This window comes from Gemmatimonadota bacterium (assembly GCA_040388535.1).
Lineage (GTDB): Bacteria > Gemmatimonadota > Gemmatimonadetes > Gemmatimonadales > GWC2-71-9 > Palsa-1233.
On the sequence record JAZKBR010000002.1, the window covers coordinates 802,359 to 815,444 of the forward strand.

General features: G+C 67.2%; 8 protein-coding genes and 1 riboswitch. Of the genes, 2 read left to right on the plus strand and 6 right to left on the minus strand.

Annotated elements, in window-relative coordinates; all coding sequences use genetic code 11:
- Positions 1–17 precede the first annotated feature (17 nt).
- From V4558_07105 to V4558_07130, 6 genes are read right to left on the minus strand one after another with little or no spacing between them, the layout of a single operon-like run.
- Complete coding sequence (locus V4558_07105) at positions 18–1,316, minus strand: M14 family zinc carboxypeptidase (protein MES2305257.1); 1,299 nt, start codon at positions 1,314–1,316, stop codon at positions 18–20.
- Positions 1,313–1,786 carry a response regulator gene (locus tag V4558_07110; protein ID MES2305258.1) on the minus strand — a complete coding sequence of 158 codons (474 nt, stop codon included), beginning with the start codon at positions 1,784–1,786 and terminating at the stop codon, positions 1,313–1,315. Before V4558_07110 ends, V4558_07105 begins: the two co-directional genes overlap by 4 nt.
- The gene (msrB, locus tag V4558_07115; GenBank protein MES2305259.1) at positions 1,783–2,268 is read right to left on the minus strand and encodes a peptide-methionine (R)-S-oxide reductase MsrB; all 486 of its coding nucleotides are present in this window, start codon (positions 2,266–2,268) and stop codon (positions 1,783–1,785) included. The genes V4558_07110 and msrB overlap by 4 nt, the downstream gene beginning before the upstream one ends.
- Before the next feature lie 43 nt (positions 2,269–2,311).
- A complete protein-coding gene (locus V4558_07120; protein MES2305260.1) occupies positions 2,312–4,708 on the minus strand; it encodes a hypothetical protein in 2,397 nt (798 codons plus the stop codon).
- On the minus strand, positions 4,705–7,770 hold the full coding sequence (locus V4558_07125) for a hypothetical protein (protein ID MES2305261.1): 3,066 nt from the start codon (positions 7,768–7,770) through the stop codon (positions 4,705–4,707). The genes V4558_07120 and V4558_07125 overlap by 4 nt, the downstream gene beginning before the upstream one ends.
- Positions 7,767–8,702 carry a hypothetical protein gene (locus V4558_07130; protein ID MES2305262.1) on the minus strand — a complete coding sequence of 312 codons (936 nt, stop codon included), beginning with the start codon at positions 8,700–8,702 and terminating at the stop codon, positions 7,767–7,769. The genes V4558_07125 and V4558_07130 overlap by 4 nt, the downstream gene beginning before the upstream one ends.
- A 189-nt stretch (positions 8,703–8,891) precedes the next feature.
- A riboswitch (TPP riboswitch) is annotated at positions 8,892–8,995 on the plus strand.
- A 7-nt stretch (positions 8,996–9,002) separates the two neighbouring features.
- Here V4558_07130 and thiC point away from each other — a divergent pair.
- Together thiC and V4558_07140 are read left to right on the plus strand one after the other, a co-directional pair.
- Positions 9,003–10,691 (plus strand): phosphomethylpyrimidine synthase ThiC, encoded by a 1,689-nt coding sequence (thiC, locus tag V4558_07135; protein ID MES2305263.1) that lies wholly within the window; start codon positions 9,003–9,005, stop codon positions 10,689–10,691.
- A gap of 73 nt (positions 10,692–10,764) precedes the next feature.
- Positions 10,765–13,029 (plus strand): ATP-binding protein, encoded by a 2,265-nt coding sequence (locus V4558_07140; GenBank protein MES2305264.1) that lies wholly within the window; start codon positions 10,765–10,767, stop codon positions 13,027–13,029.
- Positions 13,030–13,086 lie beyond the last annotated feature (57 nt).

Consider the following 13,086-nt stretch of genomic DNA (forward strand, 5'->3'; position numbering starts at 1 on the left):
GCGGCGGGACCTACGGGCTACGGCACCGTCCGCACGGGCGCCGCTGCGGGATCGCTGCTGCGCCGGATGACGAATCGCGACACGCCACCGAGCGGCAGCCAGGCACCGTCGGGGCCGGTGCGCAGCGTCTCGCCGGTGGGATGAAGGAACAACCCGCTGGCATCAACGGTGTCGATGGCGATCACCGCGGAGAGATCGCCCACTTCGCGTAGCCGCGGATTGGTGTGCAGCAGGAGATCGTCGAAGGTGAGTGAAAGGTCCGCGCGGAACGGAGCCTGGCCCGGGAGCACCAGCATCCCGCCGCGAATGAGCAGATCGACTGCCCCACCGGAATTGGGTGGCAAAGCGTCGTAAGCGAGTGATGTGCCGCTCGCACCGCGGCTGGTTGCGATGGCGTCGAGTGCCACGAGGAGCGCGGCGCCGTTCATGCCACGCAGTCGCTGCTTGTCGGGGTCGCCGGGAAGCGCACCACTCTCGATCAGCACCGTGCTGGTGCCCCAGGTCTGCATCAGGTCGCCGAAGGCCCGCGGGTTGAACCCCTCGTCATACTTCGCCACTCGCCCCGGAATCGAATCGGCGAGTGCGCGGGCGATCGTCGCAGCGATCCGGCGCGCGGTGCTGCGGACCGCGTCGTAGCGGCCGGTCGCGTCGATCGCCGGTGCGAGCAATGCGATCGCGGCTTGCGGCCCGGTGGTGCCAGCGCGCGTGCGGGCGCCCTGATCGTGCAGGTTGAAGCCGAACGCCGGCTTCAGCGAGTCGTGCAGCGCCTTGAGCGCGCGGGCTTCCGGCGTCGACAACCGCCGCGCATCGCGGTTGACGTCAATGCCCGCCGCATTCTCGCGCTGGAATCGCTCGGCGCCATCGGGGTTGAGCATCGGGACAATGGTGATGGTGAGGGCTCGGCTGAGCCGTTCACGCAGCGGATCAGCTGCAGGGTCGGCGAGCCACGCGAGTATGTCAGCAAGCGCCATCGTCGCGGTGGACTCGTCGCCGTGCATCTGCGACCAGAGCAGGACGCGCGTGCTCCCCTTGCCGAAGGTCACGGCGCGGAGTTCGCGGCCGAGCATGGATGTGCCGATCGGAGTCACCGAGAGCGCGGGCGATGCAAGTGATGGTGCTACGGCACGCCAGTATGCCGCGTGGCCGATGCGGCGGCTGTCGACTGCCGTAACTCGATACGGGGCAAGCGTGCGGAACCCATCGGTGAGTGAGGTCGCGACGCCCGGCGCCGGGGTACTGCCAACCGGAATCCTTCGCCCGCTGGCGCAGGCCGCCACCAGGAGCAGTCCGGGGAGCAGCGAGACGCGGGGTTTCACTCCGGTGAAGACTCCGGGCGCTCGGCCCGCAGGGTCCGCGCCAGCAGTGTGGTCATCTCATCGACGGTGAACGGCTTGGCCAGAAAGGCATCCACCTCGAGCGACGCGACAAGTTCGGCCGTGCTCTCGTCGGAGAGTCCGCTCACGGCGATGACCAGGATGTCGGGGTTGATCACGCGCAGGGCGGCCACGGTCGCCGCACCATCCATCACCGGCATCATCATGTCGGTCAACACGAGGGCGATGTCGCTCCCGTGCTCGCGATAGAGTGCGACCGCTTCGGCACCGTGTTCGGCGGTGAGGACGCGGTAGCCGAAGAACTCGAGCGTTTTCGCGGTGACCTGCCGCAGCCCCGCTTCATCCTCGACAATCAAGATCAGTTCGCCGTTGCCGCGGGTCGGCCTGGTCACTGCCGGCCGCGGCGCCGCGCGGCGAATGGCGGTGCGACGACCGGAATCGTGAACTGTCATTCCGCTGCCGGATCGGCCAGCGACGCGAGGTCGCTCGCTTCGGTGAACGCGAGCGATTCCGAATTGAGGCAGTGCCGCTGGCGAGTGGGCGCCGGGCCATCGTCGAAAACGTGTCCGAGATGCGCCTTGCATCGCGAGCAGCAGATCTCGGTGCGGATCATCCCGTGTGTCGCGTCCATGATCGTCAAGATGTTTTCCCGCGCGATCGGCCGCACGAACGACGGCCAGCCGGTGCCGGAATCGAATTTGTCACTCGACGCAAAGAGGGGGAGGTGGCAACAGACGCAGGTATAGACTCCCTCCTTCTTGTTGTCGAGCAGGGTACCGCAGAACGGTGCCTCGGTCCCGCGTGAGCGGGCGACGCGATACTGCTCTTCGGTAAGCTGGGCGCGCCACTCGGCATCGGTCTTGACGACGGAGGAGACAGGGATCGGGCCGACCAGTTGGCCGGCCCGATTGAAGACTCGGAGTGAAAGAGGCATTTCCTAAGGTAGCCCCGGCCGCAAGGGGTCCGCTTCCGGAGGACTACTGACGCTTCCCGGGGCAGTCGATGAGGGCGCCGCGGTGACGCTGAATGAGCGGCAGCAACTGGGTTTCGGTGAAGGTCATCGCCGCATCATTGGTGGAGTTCCGAAACCGGAAGTAGACCACGGCCATCACGCCGCAGCGCGCGGCGGCACCGCGGAAGCCATTGGCGGGCACCAGCCCCATCACCAGCGTCTTCGCAAAGACCCGGTCATCGCTATCACCGAGTGTGCCGGTCTTGCCGAGTGGACGGACCTCGTGGTTGAAGCGCTGGCGGACCGCGTCACCCACCACGCGTCCGGTCCCTCCCGCCTGGAAGACATCGGTGAGGCCACCCATCAGCTCCGGGTACCATCCTTCACGAGCGAACCGCATCACCGGCATCCGCTCGATCGACCGCTCCACCGGGGATGCCACCAGCGAGATGCTCACCTGCCGATCGGTGATGATGCGCAGATACGCCTCGCCGAGCCGAAAGAGCGAGATGCGATTCTCACCGGCACCGATGGCGTAGGTCGCGAGTCCCCGCACCGGCTCGCGCTGCTGACCCCACGGGAGCAGGTCGAGTCGCGATGGGAGAATTTCCGCCACCGACCCAGGGTTCACTGCCGTCAGCGATGGATTGGCGCCGTTCGAGACAAAGCCGACGGCGACCGAATCCCACGGCCGGCTCTCACGCTGGGCGCGCGCGAGCTCCGCGCTGGCGGTGAGATCGAAGGTCCGATCGAGTCCGGCGCGCAGGGTACTCGCGTGGAAGAGCTGCTCGGAGATGCCGCCGGCAGGGAGCGAGCTCACGAATAGCCGATTGCCACTCGACCCCTGGCGCATCGCGCCGGTCTGCATCCCGCTCGGCGCTACACTCGGCGAGCGCTCCTCGGCGCTGCGCATCCCGAGCGCCGTGAGCGACGCCGCATACAGGTTGCTCGAGCAGGTGAGGAAGAGCCGCAAGCCGACCCAGGTGTGCTTCGGGCAGGCATGGCCCACCTCGAACGCGGCATCACCGAACGACGCCGTGCCGAGGGAATTCACGACATCCTCGCCGCCGTGGTAGACCTCGAGTGAACCGAGTTCCGGCCACTGACTCAGGATCGATGCCGCGAGGATCGGCTTGATCGCCGAGCCCACGGTCACCGGCTGCCGGAGCCAACTGAGGCCGTCGCGCGCGCGGCCGACTTCGCCTATTGCACGAACTTCACCGGTCGCGATGTCGAGCAGCAGCACCGAGGCGAAGCGCAGATCGCTGCGAACCACTTTCGCATTGCCGGCCACGAAGGCATTGAGCCGGGCGTTGAGCTCGGTCGTGAGTTCGGGGTCGATGGTAAGCCGCAGGAAACGGTCTGCACCTGATTTGGCGACCAGCGAATCGGGGAGTAGTGCCCCCGCGCCCAGCGCATCGTGCAGATAGATCGGCAATCCGGGGAGCATCGGAACCCACTGCAGGCGGCCGTTGATCCAGCGCACGCCACCGAGCGGCTTGCCGGGTGTCCGCGACACCACGGCCGGCTCGATGAGCGCACTGTCACCGAGGCGCAGGTCGACCAGGGCACCGCGCGGCAACGCCACCTCCTTGCCGGGCGGCACCAGCACGCCATCGAGGCGCAGCTTGAGTTTCGCAGGAATCACCTTGATGGAGAGTGCGCCGAGTCGCCCGCCTTCGGTGATGTTCACCTCTTTCGCCGGGCCACCACGCTCGAGACACTGCAGCGCCGTGAGCCCGGCCGGTTGCATCGCGCGGAGCAGGCAGCCCGTGGGCGGAAGCGAGTCGCGACCACCAATGAGTGCCATCGCCTTGCGTGACGTGAGACTGTACTTCCCCGCAATGGAACCACGACCGAGCACGCCGAAAGTGGTTGACGCGACCGGCGCCCGTACGCGGAGATTCTCGATCGCCACCCGCGAGGAGAGTCGCAGCGTGTCGGGGCCGTCATCACCGGCGAGCAGAATTGACGGTGTCGGCGAGCCGCAGATTTCCTCGAGATCAAGTTGCCCCAGGCGAGCGAGGCGCACCTGCTTGCGACGGATGCCGTTGTACGCCTGCACCTGATCGGCGAGGAAGCCGCCATCGCGCAAGGCCGGGTAGCGGCCACGCTCCGCCGGATCGACGCGGAGCGTGTCGGCACAGAGTGGCGCGCCAGTCGGTCCCGAGACCGCGAAGCGATCGACTGTGACGCCACGCGCCAGCGGATTGCGATCGCGCTTCGCGCCGAGAATTGTCTCCATCCGGCTCTCGAGCGTCGCATACGCGACCGCGAACGGTCGCTTGGCGCCGAGCGATGTGCTCCAGAGTCGGATGCCGACGTAGAGGAAGCCGCAGAGGTTCAGCACGATGATCGCCGTGATCACCGCGCGGATGTCGAAGGAGCGCGAGCCGGGCTTGAGCTGCAGGGGTTCACTCATGCGCTGCTCCCCGGCGCCGCGAGGGCCATCACTTCGCCTCGCCCGATGAACGCGGCTCCCTGCGCCGCCAGCCCGCCATAGAGCAGCACGTCGACCCAGGAGTTGAGCCCGAGGAAGGGAATGTTCTGGCCGGTGAGTGGGAAGACACCGAGGTTGGCGCCCGCCACGTACCACGCCGGAATCGAGATGAGCAACGCCGCGGCGAAGAGGAAGGCGGCGTCGTGCGTCTCGACCCCTCTGCGCCGGAGCAACGGCAAGAGCATCAGCGTGGGGAGTGCCGCGTAGAGCAGCAGCACCGCGAGTCCACCGATCAGCCCGTGCTCCTGCAGCACGAAGACGTCAAAGGTGTTTTCGGCGTATGCGACCGCGGTGGGCACGCCACGGCCGAGCGGTGCGGGCGAGACGAGGCCTTCACCACTCCACCCTGCGACCGCGTATGCGAGTCCACCCTGCACCTGTTCCACCGAGCGGATGATCTCCTCTCGCGCGGCCGAGGGTCCCGCGGTCAGGAGCATCGCCTCGAGGTAGTCGGGATCGTGTGCCGCAATGCCACGGACCAGTGCGCGGGACGACGACGGCCAGAAGCGGAGCGGACCGCCGAGACCGCGGAAGGCCTGGTCCTGTTCGACGGCCGAACTGCCGTTGCGGATCGCCACCTTGAGCCGTTCGGTGCGCGGGAAGAAGACCGGCAACAGGAGCAGCAGCGCGACGAGTCCTCCAACGCCGTAGGTCACGAGCAGTCGCTTGCGCCACGCCGACGCTCCCGGCGGGATGGCGAGGAGGAAGGCGAGCGTCAGCGGAATACCCGCGACGAGGGCGAGGCCGGTATCGGCGCGCGCCATCAGCACCACGAGCACCGCCGGCATCGCGGCCCAGAGCCAGCGTGATCGCTCCGGAATCCGGAAGTTGTCGACCAGCGATTCGAAGGCGCGACCGCGGCGGGCGAAGAGATTGAGCGCGACGAGGATGCTCGCAAAGAGCGCCATCCGGCCGAGGCGAGAGGCGGGCGAGACCACGACGACAAGGAAAGTTGCTGTCGTGATGAACATCATCAGTGCGCGCTGCCACTTCACGGCCCAGGAACCAAGACCGCGTAGCGCCACGCTCCAGCCCAGCGACGCTCCTGCGGCGATCGTGGCGTAGGCGAGCACGCGGGCGAGCACATCGATCGGTACCCGCGCCCCTTCGCCCGATATGCCGGCGAAGAGCACCGTGACCGTACCACCGATGAGGGTGAGCATCGGCAGGCGCTCGCGGAGCTGGTCGCGATTGGTCCCTTCCCGTGCGAGGAAAGCGAGGAGCGCCACGGCACTGACGACCAGAAGTCCCGACGGGAGCGGGGCACGCGTCGGGTTGAACCAGTAGAGCGGGGCCAGCACCACCGCGACGGCAACGGCGATCATCAGTGCGTGGCGACGACCGAAGCGGTCGAGCCACGCGATGAGCTGTTCGCCGCGGATGACGAGCACGAATCCGACGATCACGACACACCACATCGCGAAGGCGGTGTTGCGCCCGCTCTCGACATACGGATTGGCCTCGGCGATGCGCAGCCCGAGGATCAGGCGCAGCCCGAGAATCGCGAGCACGACCATGCCCAGCACCATCGCGTCGGCACCACGGATGACCGGGATGCTTTCATCGGCATCACTGCGACTGCCGCGCCGCGCGATCCCGATCGTGCCGAACACCATCAACAGGAGGCCGATGCACGCCACGATGATGCGCGCACCATCGGAGGCAGTAAGGTGGGTGAAGCGCAGCAGGTAGCCTGCAGCGGCGCGGGTCGGAAAGGCGGTGACCAGCGCTTCTTCGCCGAACGACATCGAGTCACGCAGTGCGACGTGGGTCACGAACTCGACCCCGTCCTTGCTCTCGACCGCTCGGCCCACCGCGAAATATCGGGAGGTGTCGAGACCGAGTCCGGCGAAATAGAGCAGCGGCGAGGTACCCGGAATCAGGTGGCTCGAGACGATGCCGCATTCGCCATCGGTGACGCCATTGGATACGCAGACCGAGCGCGGCGGGAGCGCCGAGAGCAGCGGACGCGGATTCCGGACGAAGCGCACGACGGCGAGCTGAGTGTCTTCGTCCTGCACGCCGCGCGATTCGAGGGCGAACTCCCAGCGCCTGCCGCTGCTCATCACTTCGACCGTGTCGCCTGGAGCAACCTGTGCCGAGGTGGTGGTGCCGGTGATGGCCGCGCCAAGCGCAGATGGCGTGATGACCAGGTCGCGCTGCGCGCGCAGGTGGCTGAAGCGGAGCGCGCGATCGAGATAGCCGGCATCGGGAAGCGAGGCCGAGAATGAGGCGGCCCAGCGCGGCGGCGGGCGCGACCAGAGCAACCGGTCGAGCGTGATGCCGGCGTGCAGGTCGCGCTCGCGCCGGTGGTCCAGCACCGGATCGGCATCGTCCCGGCCACCAGGCGAGAGGAACGCGGTGTCGGGAGTGGCCACGAGGACGAGGTTGCCGGCCGCGTCGCGCCGGAGCGCCATCGATGCCGTGGTGGTGTTGGAGCCGCGATCGGTGAGGGTGATTGCGCTGCCGCCGATGGCGAGCGCGGCTCCGCGCAACGGCCCCCCGCCACGTTCGGGTCGGGTTGCGATCGCGTCGACGCCATCGAGCGAATCGAGGCGGAAGGCGCCGCTGTCGCCGCGGGTAAGAAAGAGCTGCCAGCCAGGGACTGAATCGCCTGGTGTGGCGAGCCGTGCGGAAACACCGGGCACCGTGCCCACGCTGAAGTGTCCCTGGCGCGTGGGAAAGGCGACGCCGCGCAGCTCGAGGCGAGTCTGGCTGGCCTGATTCATCAGCGCGAAATACGACGCGATGACACCGATCAGGACGACGCAGAGGAAGGCGGGAATCACGCCGGTCGGAAGATGTTCGCGGCGCAGCACGCGCCACGCTGCGCCGACAATCCAGCAGAGTTCGAGCAGCAGGGCGGCGGAGAGCACGCGCGGCGGAGCGGTCCGCGCTACGACCAGGATGATGACGCCAGACAGGATCGCGAGACCGGGGAGCGACAGAAGCGTCTGACGCAGCGCCTGCAGGAGCCGGCTCACTGGATCACGAAGACGAGGCAGGTCGAGGCCTGCCAGAAGCGTTCCGGATCGTCGATCGAGAAGAGCATCGACTGATCGTCGAACGACCAGACGCGTTCGCCCTGCTGCTGCATCTCCTGCAGGTCGGCGCGACCGATCAGGTTGAATCCCTTGCGGGCGCGCGGCAGCCGGATCTGCACCGGGTGTTCGCGGTCGATGGCGATTGACCCTGCTGGCATTCGCTCGCAGACGAGATCTTCGTCATCGTCGAGCAGGTTCATCCGCTTCACCTCGTCACGCGTGAGCACCACGTAGGCAGCGGTGCGTGCGGCCGCGCGGGCCGGTTCCACGGCCACGTGCCCGAGCGCACTGAGGCTGTCGACGCGCCGTCGCAGGCCGAAGATGGTGTCGCGGAGGACCACGATGGTATCGCGCAGTTCCGCATTGGACTCGACCAGAATCCCGTTGGCACGCATCAGCGAATCGACCTGCGCTTCGAGCTGGACGATCCGCTGTTCACGCAGCACCAGCAGCGACTCGAGTGAACTGATGTGCTGGCGCGCCACGCGCAGGGAATCGTTGACGAACTTGACGCCTGGTCCGAGGGCGTCGAGCTGCCGGCGCAGGTGGGTGATGGTGACCAGGCGAGCGCGATTGAGCGCGCGGAGCGAATCGACTGTGGTGCGGTACCGGGTGAGCGAGTCCACCGGCGTGTCGCCTTGCTCACCGCGGTCGGATCCCGAGCGGTCGACCAGCTGGATCGCGGCTTCGTCGCGGACCATTGCCCGGGAGATGCTGTCGGAGGCCTTCACGATGCTGTTGGCGGCTTCGAGCTGTTTTTTCTGGTGCGAGGCCAGGACGGCAGGGTCGGAGAGGTCCATCGCACGACCATCCGCCCCGCCGCATCCGAGGAGCGGCAGAAGGAGAATCGCGAGTCGCAGGGCCCTGAGCATCTCTCTTCCCCCGTCCGGGCGGGCCGGTGGGTGGGTGGTCTCTGTTGGAATGGGGCTCCGTACGAGGGGAATGTTCCAGAGGTTGCAAAGTGCGACAAAGCCGAAAAGCGAGAAGGGGGAAGGGGGAAGGGGGGAAGGGAGGAGGGGAAGGGGGCAGGGGGCAGGCGGCGAGGCTACCCCGTATCTTTTCGTTTCCGCCAGCGGCACCCCACCCACCTCCGGGTCGGGGTTGAGAGGCACGCTTGGAACCTGATCCCGTTCAGACGGGCGTAGGGAGGCGGACCAGCTTCAGGAGCACCGATGGCCACCTCCGTCCCACTCGAGGCCTCCTCGTTCGCCGAGGCCTTTCCGAATAGCCAGAAGGTCTATTTCCCGGGCCCGGGCGATATCGCCGTCCCGATGCGGGAGATCCGGCTCGCCGACTCCCCCGACGGCACTCCGAACGCACCGCTCCGGGTCTACGACACCTCCGGCCCCCAGGACTGTGATGTGCTCGAGGGGATTCCGGCCGTGCGCCTCCCCTGGATTCGCGCGCGCAACGTGATCGAGATTCCGGACGCCGATCAGACCCTCGGCCTGGAAATGCCTTCGGCACTGCGACGCACGGTGCTCCGCGGCACTGGACCGGTGACGCAGCTGCACTACGCCCGGAAGGGCGAGATCACTCCCGAGATGGAGTACATCGCGCTGCGTGAAGGGATGTCGGCGGAGTTTGTCCGGAGTGAAGTGGCGCGTGGTCGCGCGATCATCCCGGCCAACATCAATCATCCGGAACTCGAGCCGATGATCATCGGACGCGGCTTCCACGTGAAGATCAACGCCAACATCGGCAATTCGGCGGTGGTGTCGAGCATCGAGGAAGAGGTCGAGAAGTTGCGCTGGTCGGCACTCTGGGGCGCCGATACGGTGATGGATCTCTCCACCGGCAAGGACATCCACCAGACGCGGCAGTGGATCCTGCGCAACTCGCCGGTGCCGATCGGCACGGTGCCGATCTATCAGGCACTCGAGAAGGTCGGCGGTGTCGCCGAGGACCTCACCTGGGAAGTCTATCGCGACACGCTCATCGAGCAGGCGGAGCAGGGCGTCGACTACTTCACCGTGCACGCGGGCGTGCTGCTGCCGTACATCCCGATGACGGCGAAGCGGATGACCGGCATCGTCTCGCGCGGCGGCAGCATCATCGCGAAGTGGTGTCTTGCGCATCACAAGGAGTCGTTCCTCTACACCCGCTTCCGTGACATCTGCGAGATCATGGCGGCGTACGATGTGTCGTTCTCGCTGGGCGACGGCCTGCGTCCCGGCTCGATCGCCGACGCCAACGATGAAGCGCAGTTCGCCGAACTCAAGACGCAGGGCGAGCTGACCAAGATCGCGTGGGAATACGATGTGCAGGTGATGAACGAGGGCCCCGGTCATGTGCCGATGCACCTGATCAAGGAGAACATGGAGAAGCAGCTCGAGTGGTGCGGCGAGGCGCCGTTCTACACCCTCGGGCCGCTCACCACCGACGTCGCGCCCGGCTATGATCACATCACCAGCGCCATCGGTGCGGCGATGATCGGCTGGTATGGCACCGCGATGCTCTGCTACGTGACGCCGAAGGAGCACCTCGGTCTCCCGAATCGCGACGACGTCAAGACCGGGGTAATCACTTACAAGATTGCGGCGCACGCGGCCGACCTCGCCAAGGGACATCCGCACGCCCAGATGCGTGACAACGCGCTGTCCAAGGCGCGCTTCGAGTTCCGCTGGCGCGATCAATTCAATCTTGCACTCGATCCGGTGACGGCCCTCGCCTTCCACGACGAGACGCTGCCGGCTGAAGGCGCGAAGATCGCCCACTTCTGCTCGATGTGCGGCCCGAAGTTCTGTTCGATGCGGATTTCGCAGGACATCCGCGATTCGGCGAAGCAGATGGAGGCCGAAGCGGGAATGGCACAGAAGTCGGAAGAGTTCCGGGCCGGCGGCGGGGCGATTTACGTCTGACCCCCTGCCGCAGGCAGGGCATCACCTGACGCGGACGAGTGATTTCGCCCGCCCACCCGGCTGACGCGCCGGCGTGGGAGAATTCACCACCCTCGAGATTGTCGGCGTGCTGGTCCAGTGGACCAGCGCGCTCGTCCTGCTGGGTCTCTTCCGTCAGCTCGCCCGGCTCGGCGCACAGCAACGACTGCTGACGACCTGGTCGATCGCTTGGGGCTCACTGCTCATCGGCCTCACCGGCTACCTCGTCGCCCCACTCGCCAGCGGACTGGGGTGGTCGGTGCCGCCGATCCTCGCGGCGTTCGCGGCATCCCTCTATGCCCCCGCGAAGTTCGTCTTCCTCGCGATGGTTGCCCTGGGCGCGATCCAGGCGGCGGGTATTCCCGTCGCTCGCGTCACCGAGCGCCGGGTGGCCTTCGCCGCCGCGGTGCTCGGCCTCGTGATGAGCCTGCTGTTGCCACAGGGACGGATCATTCAGGTACAGGTGATCGTCACGCCGCTGCTCTTCCTGGCCTGTGCCGTCCTGATCCTGCGCCGGGTGCACGCGCCCTACCGCCGGGCACCGAGTTTCCTCGCGGTGGCCCTGGCCTGCTACGCCGCGCTCTGGCTGATCTACTTCCTCGCGGTCTTCTTCGGATCGGTGCTCCGCGAGAGCGCCCCCTGGATCGATGCCATTGCCCGCGCGTCGGGATATGGTGATGCGCTCGTTGCCACGCTGCTTGGTGCTGCCGTCGTCGCCTGTGTGGTGCAGGCCTCGTTCATCGATCTCGCCGCCGAACGTGAAGGGCGCCTCAACGATCTCGCGACCTCCGAAGCGCGACTTCTCGGCATCATCGAGGCGGCCGAAGAAGCGATCATCACACTCGACGCCGAAGGGCGTGTCGATCTCGGGAATTCCGCGACCGAGCGGATGTTCGGTACGACGATGCCGGCAATGCTCGGCCGCTCGCTTGAATCATTCGTCGTGATCAGCGAGACACTCCCGGGGCAGGTTACCACCCAGTCGATTGCTGCGCGACTCGGCGTTCAGCTCGAGGGGCCGCTCACACTGCGCGGCGACGGTGTTCGCAGTGACGGGAGTGAGTTTCCGCTGGAATTCTCCGTCGGCGTGCTGCGGAGCACCGAACGCACCGGCAGCGTGGTGATTCTCCGTGACCTGACGCAGCAGCGGAGCGCGGAGGCTGAGCGGGAGCAGTTCGAGCGTCGCGTGGCGGATTCCGAGAAGATGCTGGCGATCGGACGGCTGGTGTCGGGCGTTGCGCACGAGCTGAACAACCCGCTCGCCGTGGTGCTCGGGCAGAGTGAGCAATTGCTGCAGGAGACGCGCGACGCCGAGACGCGCGGATCGCTGCAACTCATCTACGAGCAGGCGCACCGGGCCCGTCACATCGTGAAGGACCTGCTCGCGTTTGTCCGTCAACGCGAGAAGCGCCGTGATCCGGTCGACCTGGCCGTGCTGGTACAGCGGGTCGTGGCCGGGCACGCGGCGGAGCAGCGGGCCAGTGGCGTGACGGTGACGCTCGATTTGCCGGAGGCGATGCCGCGGGCTCTTGCCGATCGCCTCGCCATCGAGCAGGTGGTAGTCAACCTGCTCGACAACGCCTGCGCTGCCGCGGGCAATGGCGGCTTGGTACGGCTTCACTGCTGGGACGTCGGCGACATGGTGATGCTCGCGGTGGAGGACAACGGGCCGGGCGTCCCGGCGGAGGAAGTCGGCCGGATCTTCGAGCCGTTCTTCACGACCAAGCCTGTCGGGCAGGGGACCGGGCTCGGGCTCTCGGTGTCGCTCGGCATTGTCGAACAGCACGGCGGAACGCTGCGGCTCGAGAATCGTCCGGCGCCGGGGGTGGGCGCCCGGTTCGTCCTCGCGCTGCCGATCGCGACAGCTGACGAGGTCGCCTGGACCCCGTCGACCGCGACCACTTTGCGGGCGATTCCACGGCCGGCGGCGGCGTACGGGAGCGGCGCGACGGTGCTGATCATCGATGATGAGAGCTCGGTTCGGTCGACGCTCTCCCGCCTGTTGCACCGGAGCGGCTGGCTGGTGCGCGAAGCGGTGTCGGGCGAGGAGGGGTTGGCGATATTGCTGCACGCGAGCGATGCCGAACTTCCTGTCCTCGTGCTCTGCGACCTGAAGATGCCCGGCATCGGGGGACGCGAACTCTTCGCCCGCTTGCGCGCCGAGCGGCCGGTGCTGCTGGGCCGCCTGATGTTCGTGACGGGCGACGTGGTCGAGCCAGCCACGGCGGCGTTCATCGCCGAGAGTGGCTGCGAGGTGGTCGAGAAGCCGTACACCGTGGCGGAACTTGCGCGCGCGATGGAGCGGGTGCTCCGCCGGTAGGTGCTCGCGCCGCGCCTCGCGCGGCGCAGATCCTTCCAGCGACGGAACTGCCGGAAT